The following is a 16,482-nucleotide window of genomic DNA, read 5'->3' on the forward strand; positions in this document are numbered from 1 at the left end:
ACCCGAAGAGCTGGGCAGCTGGAGTCTGGATAAATACCCGCTCCTTTTAAAGCTTTCTCAACATAAAATAGTATTTAATTTTTTATCCGGAAATAAAAAATCCCCGCCCCTTATAAACATAAGGGACGGGAATTACCCGCGGTACCACCCAAATTAGCGAATTACTCGCCCAACTTGATTCCTTAACGCGGAAAACGGTGCATATTACTCCATTCACATGCACTGACTCAAAGGCGAGTTCAACCGCTTTATCCACCGGCTTGCACCAAACGCCGGCTCTCTGGGGGAATAAAATACGATTTACTGATCCTCATCAAAGTCTTTTGCTATTACATCCTATTCTAGCTGAGCTTCCGCATTTTGGCAACAGCTCAGGATACTTTGACGTTCTCCGTGTTCAGCGGTGCGTCAGTCGAGTCGATGACATCCTGCACACTGAATCCTTCGAACACTTCCGTCAGCACAAGGCCACTGTCGGTCACTTCGATGACTGCGCGCTCTGTAATGATTTTATTGACGACTCCTTTGCCTGTCAACGGCAAATCGCACTGCTTCTTGATTTTGGCGGAACCGTCTTTCGATACATGGTCCATGATGACGATGACTTTTTTCGCGCCGTGGACAAGATCCATCGCGCCGCCCATGCCTTTAATCATCTTGCCTGGAATCATCCAGTTTGCGAGGTCGCCGTTTTCGGCAACTTCCATGCCGCCGAGAATCGCGACATCAATATGTCCGCCTCGGATCATCGCGAACGATTCGGCACTTGTGAAGAAAGCGGAGCCTGGAATTGTCGTAACTGTTTCTTTGCCGGCGTTGATCAGGTCGGGATCGACTTCATCTTCGGTCGGATATGGACCGATGCCAAGCAAGCCATTTTCAGATTGCAGCACAACCGATTTGTTATCTGAAATGAAATTCGCCACCAAAGTCGGCATGCCGATTCCCAGATTGACGTAGTCGCCGTCTTTGATTTCTTTTTCAGCCCGTCTTGCAATACGTTCTCTCACCATTTGCTTATCCATACTCTCAGTCTCCTCCCTTAAGCCTGTCTCGTCGTTAAACGTTCAATGCGTTTTTCCTGTTTCGCTTCCAGTAATCCCTGCACATAAATACTCGGCGTCTGGACATGGTTCGGGTCGATCATGCCGGTTTCAACGATTTCCTCGACTTCAGCGATTGTAATTTTGCCGGCAGCCGCTGCCAGCGGATTGAAGTTCTGTGCTGTTTTATTGTAGACCAGATTGCCCATCTTATCCGCTTTAGCTGCACGTACCAGTGCAAAATCAGCACGCAATGCATGTTCCAGCACATATTCCTTGCCATCGAATTCACGGATTTCTTTTCCTTCCGCAACGGTCGTACCGACGCCTGCCGGAGTGAAGAATGCAGGAATCCCTGCGCCGCCCGCACGCATTTTTTCAGCAAGCGTGCCCTGCGGTGTCAATTCGACTTCGATTTCTCCCGACAGCACCTGGCGTTCGAATTCCTTGTTTTCGCCCACATAGGAGCCGATCATTTTCTTGATCTGTTTATTTTTCAGCAGCAGTCCCAGTCCCCATTCGTCAACACCGCAGTTATTGGAAATGACGGTAAGATCGGTTACGCCTTTGTCCACCAGCGCCAGAATCAATTGTTCCGGGATGCCGACCAGGCCAAACCCTCCAACCATAATCGTGGCACCATCCTGGATTTGTTCCACCGCTTCTTTTGCAGAACTGTAAATCGGTTTCATTTATTTATGCCCCCTCAGCTTTATGTATGAGTATTCAAATTATTGGAACGCTTTCATTCTAATTTAATCAAAGTCACCGCCGAAACGCAACCGGCAGCAAAAAGAACCCCGCACGCGGCGAGGTTCTTCCATTCTTATACTATTACTTTTTCCTGATCCATCGCCGCCTGCTTCCGCTTCAACGGAATATCATAAATCAATGAAGTGCCGATTGCCGCAACCAAAAGAACCGTCACGAGCAGGAACAGCGCAGACATGCCGTACAGATCCACCATGATACCGCCCATCAAGGGACCCACCATGCGGCCGCCGGTTGCCACACTGTTGACAATGCCCTGGTAGAAACCTTCCCTGCCCTTCGGCGCGAGCTGATTCGCCAGCGCCGGAACCGCCGGCCAGACAAACATTTCCCCGATTGTCAGAATCGCCATCGCAATGACGAACATGCTGAATTCGTCAGCAAAAGCTACCACCAGATACGACACCATCATGATGGCGATGCCGATGACCAATTGCTGTTTTATATTATCTTCGATGCGCTTAATGATCGGCCGGATGAGCGGCTGACCGAGGACAATCAAAGCGCCGTTCAATGTCCACAGAAAACTGTATTGCGGCAAAGTGATGCCGATTTCCTGCGTGTAGGCGGAAATCGTCGATTGCCACTGGACATAGCCGACCCAGCAGAGCAGATAGCCGGCAGATACAATGAGCAGGGCATAGAAAGGCGCCCGGTTGCGGATCTTTTTTCCTTCATTGAAAACACTGGTATGCGCAGAAGCTGATATCGACATTGACTTGAAGCCGAACGCAGCAATAAAGAAAAACAGGGTATACATCCCCAGATTCGCCATGAATATGTAATCGAAACTGATGGCGGCCAGCACGCCCGCCATTGCGGGTCCAACGGCCACACCGACATTCTGTGCCAGGTAAATGGCGTTGAACGCCTTGCGTCCGCCTTCCGGCCACACCGTTCCGACCATCGCGTACATACTCGGGAATACAATTCCGCCGCTGAAACCGATGATCGTATAAAACGCCACGAACGGCACAAAGTCGTGCCAGATGGTCAAACCGGTCAATGCAAAAATGGTGACGATGATGCCGCCCATGATCGACTTATAACCGCCGATCCGATCGAACAGCATGCCTCCCAGCAGGTTGCCGATGACCGCCGCTCCCGCGTTCGCCATGAGGACAAGCCCCGCGAGCGATAATGATTTCCCTAAATGGTCGTGCATATATATTGTTGTCAACGGCCAAAGAAATGAATTCCCGGTAACATTGACGAGCATTCCAATGATTAAAAGCCAAACTTGTTTCGGCATCGTTCTGTCTCCTCTTAGCTCAATTCCAAGAGTCATTGTATTCCTTTTTTCAACACTCTACAAGCTAATTTTCAAAGAAGTTCCATTAACAGATATTTCAGCCGTTGTAGCGAAAATTAATGCCATGCTACAATACAGAATGAGGAGTTGTTATTATGGAATTGAATCTGCCTTTTTCTTCTGATGGCAAACGCTATTACACATGGAACCGCCATCTGCGGGACCATTTTGGCCATAAAATCATGAAAATCGCACTGGATGCCGGATTTGATTGTCCGAACCGCGACGGCACTGTCGCATATGGCGGCTGCACGTTCTGTTCTGTTGCAGGGTCCGGTGATTTTGCCGGCGACCGCGTCGATCCGATTCCCATGCAGTTCGAAAAAATCAAAGAGAAAATGCACAAGAAATGGAAAGACGGCAAGTACATCGCTTATTTTCAGGCGTACACCAATACACATGCCCCGCTGCCGGTCATCAAAGAGAAATTCGAAGCAGCACTGGCACAGGAAAACGTGGTCGGCCTGAGCATCGCCACCCGTCCCGACTGTCTGCCGGATGACGTTGTTGATTATTTGGCTGAGCTGAATGAACGGACTTATTTATGGATCGAACTGGGCCTGCAGACCATCCACGAGGAAACTGCGCGGCTCGTGAACCGTGCCCACGATTTCAATCTGTATAAGGAAGGCGTTGAAAAACTGCGAAGCCGAGGCATTCGCGTCTGCACCCATATCATCAATGGCCTGCCGCTTGAAGACCGGGACATGATGATGGAAACGGCGCGGGAAGTTGCCAAACTCGATGTACAGGGCATTAAAATCCATTTGCTGCATCTCTTGAAAGGTACTCCGATGGTCAAGCAATACGAAAAATGCATGGTCGAATTTCTGGAAAAAGATGAATACATCAAACTCGTTACCGATCAGCTGGAAGTGATTCCCCCCGATATGATCGTCCAGCGTATTACCGGGGATGGCCCGATCGAATTGATGATCGGCCCGATGTGGAGCGTCAATAAATGGGATGTGCTGAACGGCATCGACGCGGAACTTGAAAAACGCGGCAGCTGGCAGGGCAAACTTTTCCACGGGGCGGTGGAAGCATGACGTTGATGCGCGTTCTCCCTTTTACGAAGCTTCTGCTCGAGCAGACGGTTACAGCTGGCGACCACGTGATTGACGCCACTGCCGGCAACGGCCATGATACGTTATTTCTTGCCGGGCTGGTCGGTGACAGCGGAAAAGTCTACGCTTTTGATATCCAGGAAGAAGCCATCGCAAGCACGCGTGAACGAGTCAAAGATTTCTCCAATGTCGAATTGATCCTCGGCAGCCATGCTGAAATCGATCAGCACGTCCACACACTGATTGGCGCGGCGGTTTTCAATCTCGGCTACCTGCCAAAAGGCGACCACAGCATTATTACAAAGGCGGACTCGACGCTGGCTGCCATCAGCCAATGCCTCCACTTATTGAAGGAAAATGGAATTGTCGCAATCGTCATCTATTCCGGCCATGAAGGCGGCAGTGAAGAACGGGACGCTGTGATGGAATTTGTGAAGCAGCTTCCGCAGACCCAATTTGACGTTATGCAATACCAGTTCATCAATCAGCAGCATTCGCCGCCGTTCCTGGTGGCGATTGAGAAAAAAACAGCTAAAAAAATGCCGCCGGATGCATAAGCATCCAGGCGGTATTTTCGTCGAGCTTATTGATTATTCGCCAGAACATGATTGCGTTTCTTCATTTCTTCCGCAACCAGCTCAAACGTTTTCAGCTTGTCCTGGAAATCGTACGCAATCGACACGAGCATCACTTCATCCGCCCCATATTCAGCGGCAAGCTCTTCCAGCCGGTCACCTACCTGCTGAGGCGTGCCGACGACCATGCGCCGCCGGTTTTCTTCAACGAGCAGTTTCTCAAATTTCGTATATTCATAGGCGAGCGCCCGTTCAGGAGGCGGCGTCCCTTTCGACGGCATACCCTGTGCACCCATCGATAATGCAAGGTCAAGAGAAGAAGCCACCCGCTCTGCCTGTTCTTCCGTTTCCTGGCACACCACGAAAATCGCAAAGCCCGCATATGGCTCGAATCCGTTTTGCGCCTCAAAACGTTCTTTGTAGGTTCGTGTGAAATCCTGCCCGCCTTCACCGTTGATGAAATGGGCAAACATATACGGCATACCTTTTTCGGCAGCCAATAAAGCCGACGACATGCTGGAGCCGAGAATCCAGATGGGCGGTGCGGATTCCGTCAGCGGAGTCGCCTTCATGCCGTGATACATATGATTTTCAGGAATCGTATCATTCAAATACATCGACAGTTCATCGATCTGATCCGGAAAGCGGTCGACATTCCGCGCACGGCCTTCGTTGAGCGCGAGCGAGGCTCGCGGCATGCCGCCCGGCGCACGGCCGACTCCGGCATCGATTCTGCCGGGATACAAAGCTTCCAGCAGCTTGAAGTTTTCAGCAATTTTAAACGAAGAATAATGCGGCAGCATGACTCCTCCCGACCCAAGCCGGATCTTCCGGGTCACCGCTCCCAGATGGGAAATCAAAATTTCAGGTGATGAGCCGGCTAAAGTGGTCGCATCATGATGTTCCGATACCCAAAAACGCGTATAACCCCATTGCTCGGCTTTCTGTGCCAGCACAGCGGTCTGCTGCAGCGCTTCGCCCGGATTGCTGCCTTCAGAAACAGGCGATTGATCAAGGATACTGTATTGCAATGCCATGCCCATCACTCCTTCCGTTTCTTATTTCACCACATAGCCCAATGTGCGCAGAACATTTTTCATGAATAAATGCGTCGTGACCAGTACATTTTCCCGTTCCGGTTCCTGGAAAAGATCATGATAGGCGCCTTTCCATTCCTTATAGCTGAACTCTTTCAGATCCTGCTGCTTCAGCCAGTTTTTTGCAGCTTCCTTATCCGACACGAGATCATTTTCCGCCGTATGGACGAATGTTGGAATGTCAGGGAATTTCACTTTTCCGCTGTTCAGTATCTTCATATACGTCTGCAGTTCGTGATACCACTTGACCGTCACAACCGGCCTGTACAGTTCGTCCCCCCACTCCATTTCGATAATTTCAGGATTGCGGGTCAGATCTTCAGTCATCAGGCCATGGTTTATTTTCATATTCGGCGTCAGTTTATGCAAACCTGGCAGTGCACCCGAAATTTTCGAAGGCGTTTTGATGAGTTTCAGCCAGGGAGAGGTAAAGACGACTCCCGCTATATTCTGTTTGACTCTACTGAGATAACTCATCACCAGGATGGCACCAAAGCCATGGGCAATGACGAAGACCGGCAACCCGTCCGTATAGGCGGCTTTCAGCATTTCATCTATTTCAGTTTCATAAACTGTAAAATCGGCCATATGGGGTTTACTTGTCGCCCGGCTTTTGCCATGCCCCGCCAGGTCACCCATGACGACTTGAAAACCAGCTGCGCGCCATTGCTCTATTTGCCATCCATACCGAAGATGATGTTCGTATGCGCTGTGAACCAGCACGATCACTGCCTTCGCTTGCCCTTCAGCCTGCCATTTCCACATATACCACGCCCCCTTTAATCTATCCTTCAGATGAAATCTGATCTTAAAGTTGACCTTTCAAATGGTTTTGCTACCATTATAGATATCTTATCTTGAATAAAGGAGTTTTACCATGATTTACCCATACAAAGATAAACAACCGCAAATCGACCCATCGGCATTTATCGCTGATTTCGCCACCATCACCGGGGACGTCCAAATTGGCGCCGAATCGTCCATCTGGTTCAATACCGTTGTCCGGGGCGACGTAGCCCCGACAATCATCGGCAATAAAACCAACGTTCAGGACCTGTGTATGCTCCATCAGAGCCCGAATAATCCATTGATCCTTGAAGATAACGTGACGGTCGGCCATCAGGTGACGCTCCACAGCTGCATCATCCGGAAAAATGCATTGATCGGCATGGGCTCTGTCATCCTCGACGGTGCCGAAATTGGCGAAGGCGCATTTATCGGCGCCGGCAGCCTCGTACCGCAGGGAAAAGTCATCCCTCCAGGCAAACTGGCTTTCGGACGGCCGGCGAAAGTCATCCGCGACCTCAATGAAGAAGATATCGCCGAAATGGAACGCATCGTCCGAGAATACGCTGAGAAAGCCGCCTATTATAAATCACTGCAAAAATGAAAAACCGCACAAGCCATCGGGCTTGTGCGGTTTTCTTCTATATAATCACATTCCTGATTGTTCTTTCAAAGCTGCTGCTCTGTCCGTACGTTCCCACGGAAGATCCACATCTGTACGTCCGAAGTGACCGTATGCTGCAGTCTGTTTGTAAATCGGGCGGCGCAGGTCAAGCATTTTAATCAATCCTGCCGGACGCAGGTCAAAGTTGTTGCGGACAAGTTCAATGAATTTCTCTTCACTGATTTTGCCTGTTCCGAATGTATCGACTGAAATCGATACCGGATGAGCAACTCCGATCGCATAAGCGAGCTGCACTTCGCATTTATCAGCAAGGCCGGATGCAACGATGTTCTTCGCAACGTAACGCGCTGCATAAGCACCTGAACGGTCAACTTTCGTCGCGTCCTTGCCGGAGAATGCTCCACCGCCGTGGCGTGCATAACCGCCGTACGTATCAACGATGATTTTTCTGCCTGTAAGACCAGCGTCCCCTTGTGGTCCGCCGATAACGAAGCGGCCTGTCGGGTTGATGAAGTATTTTGTTTCAGCATCCAGCAAATGTGCCGGAACGACTTCATTGATGACATATTCTTTAATGTTGCGCTGAATCTGTTCAAGCGTCACCTCCGGGTGATGCTGAGTGGAAATAACGATTGTATCCACGCGTACCGGCTTATCGTTTTCATCATATTCAATCGTTACCTGCGTTTTACCATCAGGACGCAAATATGGAAGAATTTCTTCCTTGCGCACTTCAGCCAAACGGCGGGCCAGTTTATGTGCCAATGAAATTGGAAGCGGCATAAGCTCTTCAGTTTCATTGTTCGCGTAACCGAACATCAAACCCTGGTCTCCAGCTCCGATTTCATCCAGTTCCTTATCTGTCATCTGGCCTTCGCGTGCTTCAAGAGCAACGTTAACCCCTGCAGCAATATCCGGTGACTGCTCATCAATAGCAGTCAGGACAGCACTCGTTTCAGAGTCAAAGCCGTATTTCGCGCGTGTATATCCGATTTCCTGTACGGTCTGGCGAACCACTTTCGGAATGTCCACGTAAGTTGTTGTTGTAATTTCCCCGGCCACGAGAACAAGACCAGTAGTAACGGTCGTTTCGCACGCCACTCGTGCATTAGGGTCTTCTGCAAGGATCGCGTCCAGGATGGCATCTGAAATCTGGTCACAGATCTTATCCGGGTGTCCTTCAGTTACTGATTCTGATGTGAATAATCGACGGTTTGTCAAAAAATGTTCCTCCTTATATCCTGCGAGATTGCTCTCGAAATTGATACGGTACTCGTTTTCCCATGTCAAGTCCGTTCCAAACATTACTGGATTGAACTTCAAGCCGTTGTGGCCTTTGTACACGAGGATTAAGGGCAATTCATAAAAAAATCCCTTCACTCATCCTTAAATGAGGAAAGGAGAAATCATCATACGCACCTTTCACTCTTATCGTCCAAGGCCTTTGCGCCTTGCTTCAGGTTTGGCACCAGCGCTGCATCATGCAGCAGGTTGCCGGGTTTCATAGGGCCTGTCCCCTCCACCAGCTCGGAATAAGAGTATCCGTTCAATTTTTCATCATACGGAAATGCCTATATGATGTCAACGATTTTTATAATTAATTCTGAGTGAATGCTTTAAAATAGCCTAAGGCGGGTATTGAATATGCACAATTGTTGAAATTTCGGATTAGGCGGGTTATTAGTATAGACTAATCAAGTTAATGTGTTATACTATTGTTCGAATATAACTCTTCCCCAATACCTTGGGAATAACCGAAAAGGAAGGTACATATATGAACTCAGTTAACTTCGCAAGCGATTTGAAAGATCTTTTAAACGGCACTAATGTCAAAATCCAATTGTCGGTCCCACAATTAGTGGAGGCAGCAACTTCACGCGGTGAAGCAATATTAACACGCGAAGGTGCAGTCAGAGCCGAAACAGGAAAATACACAGGCCGTTCGCCTAAAGATAAGTATATGGTAGAAGAAGATATTTCGAAAGATAAAATTGACTGGGGTTCCGTAAACCGTCCGATTTCTTCTGAAATTTTCGAGAATCTGTATGCAAAAGTCCTGAAACATCTTAAAGAAAAAGAAGAGCTTTTTGTCTTTAAAGGATTTGCCGGTGCAGACCCTGAATCACGCCTTCACATCCAGACGATCAACGAGTATGCGTGGCACAATCTGTTTGCCCACCAATTGTTCATCCGTCCGACAGCTGAAGAAATGAAAAGCCATGATGCAGAATTCACTGTCGTCTACGCTCCGACTTTTAAAGCGGATCCGGCAGTCGACGGCACGGATTCTGAAACATTCATCATCGTTTCCATGGAGAAAAGCGTTATTTTAATCGGCGGCACTGAATATGCCGGCGAAATGAAAAAATCCATTTTCTCGATCATGAACTATATCCTTCCTGAAAAAGGCATTCTTCCTATGCACTGTTCAGCAAACGTCGGTCAGGACGGCGATGTCGCTTTATTCTTCGGTCTGTCAGGTACAGGAAAAACTACCCTTTCAGCAGATCAGGACCGCAAACTGATCGGTGATGACGAGCATGGATGGTCCGATAACGGCGTTTTCAATATCGAAGGCGGCTGCTACGCGAAAACGATCAACCTTTCTCGTGAAAACGAGCCGCAGATTTATGACGCTATCCGTTTCGGTTCCGTGCTTGAAAACGTAGTGGTCGATCCGGAAACACGCATTCCTGATTATGACGATGGTTCATTGACTGAAAATACCCGTGCAGCTTATCCGATTGATGCAATCGACAACAGCATCCACCCTTCAATGGCTGGACATCCAAAAACAATCGTTTTCCTTACGGCTGACGCTTTCGGCGTATTGCCTCCAATCAGCAAACTGACGAAAGAACAGGCAATGTATCACTTCCTGAGCGGCTATACATCGAAACTTGCCGGCACTGAGCGTGGTGTAACGTCTCCGGAAGCAACGTTCTCAACTTGCTTCGGCTCACCGTTCCTTCCACTGCATGCAACGGTTTATGCTGAAATGCTCGGCAACAAAATCGATGAGCACAAAGTGGATGTATTCCTTGTAAACACAGGCTGGACCGGTGGAGAATATGGTGTCGGCAGCCGCATGAAACTTTCGTATACGCGCACAATGGTCCGCGCAGCGATCAAAGGCGAATTGCACGATGCAGAAACGGCACAGGAAGCAATATTCGGACTGAGCATTCCGAAAGAAATCTCAGGAGTGCCAACTGAAGTCCTGAATCCACGCGATGCATGGGCCGATAAAGAAGCTTATGACGCAAAAGCAAACGAACTGGCTCAAAAATTCCAGGAAAACTTCAAGAAATTCGGCACCGTATCAGCTGACATCAGCGCTAAAGGCGGTCCATTGAATAACTGATCAGCAAAATCACATCCGGCAGTTTCGCCGGATGTGATTTTTTTTGCCTGTCTTACTGTTCCTTATCTTTCATCCAATGTGCCAAAGCGGCAACCGTCCTGCGATTGGCGGCCGGCGGGAAGAAATGATCATATTCAGGGAAATACCACGTTTCATGTGGGTGGCCATTCAATTTCAACGCTTCCTCCAGCAGATACGCCTGTGCAGGCAGCACGTTTTCATCTTTTAATCCGTGTATGATCAGCATCGGCGCTGTCGCTTCGTCGAGCCGCAGGAGCGGATTCCGTTCTTCATAAGCGGTCAGCGCGGTATTCGGTGTACCGCCGTAAATCCGCTTCATCATCCGCCGCATATCCGGCCGTTCTTTATACGTCAGCACCGTGTCCGTAACACCGGCCCACGTCACAAGTGACGTAATATCATTCCGCAAAACGGCCGTCCAAAGCGCCATGATGCCGCCTCTGGAAAATGCCAGCAGATGCACTTTGCCGTTACAGAATTGTTTCAGCACATCCACCGCATGCACAGCATCCCACCGGTCAGCGCCTGCAAATTCATCTTTGCCTTCCCCTCCGCGATTGCCTCTGTAATACGGTGCGAAAACGACAAATCCCTGCGCAGCATATTGCGCAGCCCGGGCCGGCCGCACCATGCCGATTGACTGGATGCCGCCCCGCAAGTAGAGCATGCCGCTGTAATCGCCCGGCTCTTTCGGTTCAGCGAGCAGCCCTTTGACCTTCAAGCCTTCCGACCAATAAACGATTTCCGTCAGCTCTACTTTGGGATTCGGCGAAGGGTAGCGCCTTTTCGATTCAATCGTTCCATTTTCCATCTGCATTCACCCGCTTCATGATTTCTTTCATTCCTTCATCTTTCATCAGAAAACTGTAAGTATCATCCACCGCTAATTCATTTACCAAAACGGCTCCGTTCGTTTCCATCAATTCGATCTCTTCGACGGCCGACACTTTTGCCAGAAACACGGTTTTGCAGAAAGGCGGGGTGCTGTCGACATAATACTCCGCAAACCATTCCAATTCCTCAATAACTGCACCCGTCTCTTCATAAACTTCACGTACCGCCGCCTCCATCAGACTTTCGCCCGCTTCCGCTTTACCTCCCGGGAATTCCAGCCCCCGCTTCCTGTCATCCGTCAGCAGCCAGCGACCCTGCCACCTGGCTATCACAAGCACATGCCGGCTGGCGAGCTGGAACGCATCCCTCTCGAATGACAATTTGCAGTGGCAGCCATTCCAATCCGTATATTCCATTTTTCCTCACTCCTGAACAAACTAAAAAAGCGCCCACAATCCGGAACGTGTGCGCTTTGTGTAATTCTATTTTACTTCTTTTCGCCGAGGAATGCAGACAGCATCCATGAATGTTTCTCAAGGTTCTGATGGATGGCGTTCAGCATGTCTTCCGTCATATCATCGCCGTCTTCAGCTGCAAGTTCCATGCCTTTTTTCAGGGATTTCATGATTTTATCATAATCCGATACAACCGCCTCGACCATTTGATCCGAGTTTTCTTTGCTCGTCGCTTCATCAACTACGGACAACTCCAATTGCTCTTTCATTGTAGCGACCGGCTTCCCGCCAAGCGCCAGTAATCGCTCCGCAATTTCATCCATATGCAAAGTCGCTTCATTGTAAAGTTCCTCGAACTTCACATGCAGGGTAAAGAATTGATGACCTTTCACATACCAGTGGAAATTATGTAATTTTGTATATACTACTGACCACGTTGCCACCTGCACATTGAGTTCATCGTTTAATTCTTTCGACATTGATATCCACTCTCCATTCAAATTGATAAGTTCTTCTACTTTATTAATACCTTCAAAGTCCCTACAATAAACATAAGAGCTTCCAATCTGATGGAAAGAAGAAGGCGATCCAACTGAAAACTGCATTGATAAAAATATTCCGTTTCTATCAGCGGTTCATCTCCCCGCTGTCACCGCCGAGTTGCCGATTCTATCCGACCTGTTCCCATTACGGCATTGAAGCCGTCGAAAAGCACGGCGCCCTGAAAGGCGGATTTCTGGCAATCAAACGAATTCTCAGCTGCCATCCATTCAATAAAGGCGGCGTTGATTTCGTACCCGAACAATGGCCTCCAAAAAAATAATTGGAGGTTTTTCTTGTGTTTAAAAAAAGATTGGGGTAAGATACTCTACGTGAATAAAACGTAATCGTTACATTTTGGAGGAACCTTATGAAAAAACTGGCTCTATTTGTTTTATTGCTTACTGCTCTAACTCTTGCTGCATGCGGAAATGCTGACACAGACAATGCTGCATCACCTGCTGACAACACAAAATTGGAAATCTATACAACTGTATATCCATTGACTTATTTCACTGAACGGATCGGCGGAGATTTTGTTGAAGTAACATCCGTTTATCCGGCCGGCGCGAATGAACACACATTCGAACCGACTCAGCAGGGCATGATCGCCATCGCTGAAGCAGACCTGATGTTCTACATCGGTCTCGGTCTGGAAGGTTTTATTGACAGTGCAAAGAGAACCCTGAACGGCGAAGAAGTGGAATTTGTGGCGTTGGCCGACTCCATCTCGGACGAACAATTGGAAGCAGCGCTGCACAATGATGGCAGCCATTCCGAGGAAGAACATGAAGACGAGCACGAAGATCATGAGGATCATGACCACGGAGAAGAGGGTGCACACGACGGCCACAACCATGGTTCAACCGATCCTCATGTCTGGATGTCACCGAAACTCAGCCAGAACCTGGCGGATGCCATCAAAGATTCATTGATTGCCAAAGATCCGGACAACACTGAAATTTATGAAACAAATCACGCTGCATTGGTCGAAGAGCTGCAACAATTGGATGTGGCGTTCAGCGAATTGCATGAGCGCGTGACGAAAGATACCTTTTTTGTATCCCATGCAGCGTTCACTTACCTGGCAGAGCCATATGGTTTTGAACAGGTGTCAGTTGCCGGGCTGAACAGCCAGGACGAACCTTCCCAGAAAGAATTGACGGAAATCGTTGATCTTGCCCATGAAAAAAATATCGAATACATTGTATTTGAACAGAATGTCTCTTCCAATCTGACGGAAGTCGTTCAAAAAGAAGTCGGCGCCGAAGCGGTCCAAATGCACAATCTTGGCGTATTGACCCAGGAAGACATCGATAACGGAGAAACGTATTTTACACTGATGGAAAAGAATCTTGAAGTGCTGGAAACAATATTGAAATAAAAGAAAGCGTCCATTGGAAATTCATTGGACGCTTTCTTTTTGAACTTCTTTCTTGCAAATGTGATTAATATTTTCTTTTAAATTGCCGATCAGAATCTTCACTTCCGGCAAATAATAGAATGTGCTCGTCACATCAATCTCGAAATACTCTTCAGATTCCGACAGCAGATAAACCGGCTTCCCCTGCCCTGCGGCAATACCGAGTTCAATATGGCTGCCTTTTCCTGCCGGCAATAGGACAACCAGAAAATCAGCCTCAAGTACCGCCTCCCTTTCAAGCTGCCCAATTCGTTTCAAATCTTCTATTGAAGAAGCCCGCATGTTTTCGGTCCAATCGTAAGCTTGTGCAAATCCCTGCTCTTTTAATAGATCCGCAGCTTCCCTGACTTTTTCTTTATTTGCGAAGCTTGAAGCAATGTAAAATTTCATCAGCTCTCTGTGCTCCCTTCTCCAAACGTGATGACCGGCCGTTTTTCATCAGTAGTATTTTTTCTGAACGCATTGAGCAAAAAGAGAAAGGCAATTTTCAATCCCAATAAAAATAGCAACAGCGCAAACGACAGAACCTGCATGAATTCAAACTCAAAAGCGATCAGGACACCGGTGAAGGCTAGCATTAACAGACTCGCTGGAATATAGACATTGAAAAGGCGCTGTGTCCGCTCTTCCAGTCTGATGTTGACATTGAATTGTGCGACCGCTTTCAGCATGCGGAAGATGTAAAACGTCAAGACGATTTCTCCTGCAAACAGCATCTTGGAATAATAGTACCAGGGTCCGCTTTCAATGAGGTTAAAATCGATGAATACAGATGGGAATGATAGAAAAAGCAGCCCGTTCGCGATATACGACGCAATTTTGCCGTCGAAAAAACGTCCCCCGATTTTAAAGCAGCCTGCCGCAATCAGGAAATAACCGATCGGATCGGCCAGCAGATCTACGCCAATTCGGATGGCCAGAAAAATAAATACATAACCATATAGGATCTGCCTCAAAGAATTTTTCATTTATTCCCCTGCCCCTTTTGCTCTAAGATCGCTTTTATATCCGCTGCAGCCAGCTCCGGAATGCAGGAAAGATAAAGAGGAAAGCTCAGTTCTTTATTATTCTCATCCAGCGCCTCCACCATCATCCAGGATTTGAGAACGTATTTCACTTTTTCCTGATTCCGGATGGACAGGACAAAAGCTTCCTCTTCATCCAATTCAATGGGATAGTTCAAATCCATGTAATGGCTGCCTTTTTCATGTCGGATCTTTTCATCCATCATATCGGACAGATTATATTCGTTTACGATTTCATCTTCTCCCAGCAAGTGGATTGTCAGGCTGTTTAAATCATCCGCAGGCATATGCGGCTGCAATGATGTTATGGTCAATTTTTCTTCAGCGCGCACAACAGATTCATAACTGTTCGGAGATGAAGCCGATAACTCCTGGGAAAGCAGAGGATTATCCGTGCTCTTAATGGGATGAAGAACGATTTCCCCAATATCTGCCACCATCGAACTGCCGTCTGAGAAGTAGACAGTTATTTCATCAAACGTCATATTCTCTTTTGACTTATTTATTTCTTGCGCATCTAAAGTGATAGTGACTGACCTCAAATCGTGGAGTCCATAGCGCTGGATGTATTGAGCTTCCTCCATGAACGGATCAAAAAATTCATCGATATATCCACTATTTACGTATCCCGGTATATACCCGAGCATTATATAATTAATCGTATTCCGATCGCCTTTATTCGTTATGTAATAAAACTGCAGCGTCAGCGCTTCCTGAGCATAATCATCGATATAATGATCCAGGAATACCGGCTTTTCCAGATGCTGTGAACTGGCATAAGCTCCAACGGCAAACCAGCCGGTAATAATTACGAACAAGACACTAAAAAACACCCTCGGATTCATAGAACTGCCTTTACTTTGCTTCATCGGCCAGTTCCTTTTGCGTCTTTATGTATTTTCGTTCCATCCGCCACTTACCCGGAAATTCCAGCAGATTATATAAGCCGAAAAGCAGAACGGCAAAAATACTCATTTCCACTAAAAACTTGATCGGTGTTGCCCATTGAAATACATCAGCGCTGAATAAGCTGTACTCGAAGAAACTAAGGTTGAGGTAAGTCAGATCAGCAATGGCGCTGACAATAAAAAACGAAAGCATGAATTTCCAGAAGTTCATGAAAGGTTCCCTCCATTTCGGGTGTAATGGTAATTGTTTCGCATCTCATTAATACAAAAATAACCTGACAAACTATACAGAAAGTTCCATTTACACTTTTTATCATCTTATCATATGATTTCTGAAAAAAGGCAAAAAAATAAAGCAGGACCTGAATCAGTCCCGCTTTCACTGGATAAATTCATACCCAATGCCGTCTTTCTTCTGTAATGCGATCTTTCCGTTCACCACTTCAATTTCAGGAGAAATGATGTCCTGTTCCCAGAAATGCTGAGAATCCGAAAAATCCCCTGGCAGAAAGAAATCCGGCAGCGATGCCAGTGCGAGGTTATGGGCTTTGGATATGCCCATTTCAATCATGCCCCCAACCCACATGCCGATACCGTGGCTGCGGCATAATTCCACTATCTTAAGGGTTTCATTCC

General features: G+C 47.7%; 20 protein-coding genes, 1 riboswitch and 1 other annotated feature. Of the genes, 6 read left to right on the forward strand and 14 right to left on the reverse strand.

The annotated features are described in order from the left end of the window. Positions 1 to 118: 118 nt before the first annotated feature. Positions 119 to 326 (reverse strand) — a binding site (T-box leader). A 45-nt stretch (positions 327 to 371) separates the two neighbouring features. From KW93_RS15610 to KW93_RS15620, 3 genes are all read right to left on the reverse strand, one after another. Beyond that, a complete protein-coding gene (locus tag KW93_RS15610; RefSeq protein ID WP_033543978.1) occupies positions 372 to 1,025 on the reverse strand; it encodes a 3-oxoacid CoA-transferase subunit B in 654 nt (217 codons plus the stop codon). 17 nt (positions 1,026 to 1,042) lie between these two features. Next, positions 1,043 to 1,735, reverse strand: a complete 693-nt coding sequence (locus KW93_RS15615; protein ID WP_033543979.1) for a CoA transferase subunit A — start codon at positions 1,733 to 1,735, stop codon at positions 1,043 to 1,045. Between the two features lie 134 nt (positions 1,736 to 1,869). Then, positions 1,870 to 3,066, reverse strand: a complete 1,197-nt coding sequence (locus KW93_RS15620) for an MDR family MFS transporter (protein ID WP_033543980.1) — start codon at positions 3,064 to 3,066, stop codon at positions 1,870 to 1,872. A gap of 155 nt (positions 3,067 to 3,221) precedes the next feature. On the opposite strand from KW93_RS15620, the gene KW93_RS15625 reads away from it, so the two are divergent. Then, entirely contained in the window at positions 3,222 to 4,175 is a 954-nt protein-coding gene (locus KW93_RS15625; protein WP_033543981.1) for a TIGR01212 family radical SAM protein, read from the forward strand. Continuing rightward, positions 4,172 to 4,750, forward strand: a complete 579-nt coding sequence (locus tag KW93_RS15630; protein ID WP_033543982.1) for a class I SAM-dependent methyltransferase — start codon at positions 4,172 to 4,174, stop codon at positions 4,748 to 4,750. The genes KW93_RS15625 and KW93_RS15630 overlap by 4 nt, the downstream gene beginning before the upstream one ends. A gap of 26 nt (positions 4,751 to 4,776) precedes the next feature. Here the strand turns inward: KW93_RS15630 and KW93_RS15635 are convergent, their stop codons facing one another. Both KW93_RS15635 and KW93_RS15640 read right to left on the reverse strand, forming a co-directional pair. Further along, positions 4,777 to 5,805, reverse strand: coding sequence for an LLM class flavin-dependent oxidoreductase (locus tag KW93_RS15635; protein WP_033543983.1), 1,029 nt, complete (start codon positions 5,803 to 5,805; stop codon positions 4,777 to 4,779). Positions 5,806 to 5,826: 21 nt separating this feature from the next. Beyond that, complete coding sequence (locus tag KW93_RS15640) at positions 5,827 to 6,630, reverse strand: alpha/beta fold hydrolase (protein WP_033543984.1); 804 nt, start codon at positions 6,628 to 6,630, stop codon at positions 5,827 to 5,829. A gap of 112 nt (positions 6,631 to 6,742) precedes the next feature. Here KW93_RS15640 and KW93_RS15645 point away from each other — a divergent pair, with 112 nt between their 5' ends. After that, entirely contained in the window at positions 6,743 to 7,255 is a 513-nt protein-coding gene (locus tag KW93_RS15645; RefSeq protein WP_033543985.1) for a gamma carbonic anhydrase, read from the forward strand. 45 nt (positions 7,256 to 7,300) lie between these two features. Here KW93_RS15645 and metK read toward each other — a convergent pair whose 3' ends face one another. Next, positions 7,301 to 8,497, reverse strand: coding sequence for a methionine adenosyltransferase (metK, locus tag KW93_RS15650; RefSeq protein WP_033543986.1), 1,197 nt, complete (start codon positions 8,495 to 8,497; stop codon positions 7,301 to 7,303). 204 nt (positions 8,498 to 8,701) lie between these two features. Then, a riboswitch (SAM riboswitch) is annotated at positions 8,702 to 8,815 on the reverse strand. 235 nt (positions 8,816 to 9,050) lie between these two features. Here metK and pckA point away from each other — a divergent pair. Beyond that, positions 9,051 to 10,640: a phosphoenolpyruvate carboxykinase (ATP) gene (pckA, locus tag KW93_RS15655; protein ID WP_033543987.1), complete on the forward strand. Its 1,590-nt coding sequence runs from the start codon at positions 9,051 to 9,053 to the stop codon at positions 10,638 to 10,640. A gap of 52 nt (positions 10,641 to 10,692) precedes the next feature. On the opposite strand, the gene KW93_RS15660 is transcribed toward pckA, so the two are convergent. The 3 genes from KW93_RS15660 to KW93_RS15670 all read right to left on the reverse strand — a co-directional run bounded on the left by KW93_RS15660 (position 10,693) and on the right by KW93_RS15670 (position 12,429). Beyond that, positions 10,693 to 11,472, reverse strand: coding sequence for an alpha/beta hydrolase family protein (locus KW93_RS15660; protein WP_033543997.1), 780 nt, complete (start codon positions 11,470 to 11,472; stop codon positions 10,693 to 10,695). After that, entirely contained in the window at positions 11,453 to 11,911 is a 459-nt protein-coding gene (locus KW93_RS15665) for an NUDIX domain-containing protein (protein ID WP_033543988.1), read from the reverse strand. Before KW93_RS15665 ends, KW93_RS15660 begins: the two co-directional genes overlap by 20 nt. Positions 11,912 to 11,982: 71 nt before the next feature. Continuing rightward, positions 11,983 to 12,429: a Dps family protein gene (locus KW93_RS15670; protein ID WP_033543989.1), complete on the reverse strand. Its 447-nt coding sequence runs from the start codon at positions 12,427 to 12,429 to the stop codon at positions 11,983 to 11,985. Between the two features lie 113 nt (positions 12,430 to 12,542). On the opposite strand from KW93_RS15670, the gene yidD reads away from it, so the two are divergent. Together yidD and KW93_RS15680 are read left to right on the forward strand one after the other, a co-directional pair. Continuing rightward, positions 12,543 to 12,773: a membrane protein insertion efficiency factor YidD gene (gene yidD / locus KW93_RS15675; protein WP_033543990.1), complete on the forward strand. Its 231-nt coding sequence runs from the start codon at positions 12,543 to 12,545 to the stop codon at positions 12,771 to 12,773. Between the two features lie 87 nt (positions 12,774 to 12,860). Beyond that, positions 12,861 to 13,874: a metal ABC transporter solute-binding protein, Zn/Mn family gene (locus KW93_RS15680; RefSeq protein WP_033543991.1), complete on the forward strand. Its 1,014-nt coding sequence runs from the start codon at positions 12,861 to 12,863 to the stop codon at positions 13,872 to 13,874. A 21-nt stretch (positions 13,875 to 13,895) separates the two neighbouring features. Here the strand turns inward: KW93_RS15680 and KW93_RS15685 are convergent, their stop codons facing one another. The 5 genes from KW93_RS15685 to KW93_RS15705 all read right to left on the reverse strand — a co-directional run. Further along, positions 13,896 to 14,303 carry a nucleoside 2-deoxyribosyltransferase gene (locus KW93_RS15685; protein WP_033543992.1) on the reverse strand — a complete coding sequence of 136 codons (408 nt, stop codon included), beginning with the start codon at positions 14,301 to 14,303 and terminating at the stop codon, positions 13,896 to 13,898. Next, a complete protein-coding gene (locus KW93_RS15690; RefSeq protein WP_033543993.1) occupies positions 14,303 to 14,881 on the reverse strand; it encodes a hypothetical protein in 579 nt (192 codons plus the stop codon). The genes KW93_RS15685 and KW93_RS15690 overlap by 1 nt, the downstream gene beginning before the upstream one ends. After that, positions 14,878 to 15,807, reverse strand: a complete 930-nt coding sequence (locus KW93_RS15695; protein WP_033543994.1) for a hypothetical protein — start codon at positions 15,805 to 15,807, stop codon at positions 14,878 to 14,880. Before KW93_RS15695 ends, KW93_RS15690 begins: the two co-directional genes overlap by 4 nt. Next, on the reverse strand, positions 15,794 to 16,057 hold the full coding sequence (locus tag KW93_RS15700) for a hypothetical protein (RefSeq protein ID WP_033543995.1): 264 nt from the start codon (positions 16,055 to 16,057) through the stop codon (positions 15,794 to 15,796). The genes KW93_RS15695 and KW93_RS15700 overlap by 14 nt, the downstream gene beginning before the upstream one ends. Before the next feature lie 168 nt (positions 16,058 to 16,225). After that, positions 16,226 to 16,482, reverse strand: a 257-nt coding sequence (locus KW93_RS15705; protein WP_327078722.1) for an enolase C-terminal domain-like protein, incomplete at its 5' end; no start/stop codon positions are given.

Origin of the sequence: Planococcus sp. CAU13, assembly GCF_000775575.1 — a bacterium.
GTDB lineage: Bacteria > Bacillota > Bacilli > Bacillales_A > Planococcaceae > Planococcus.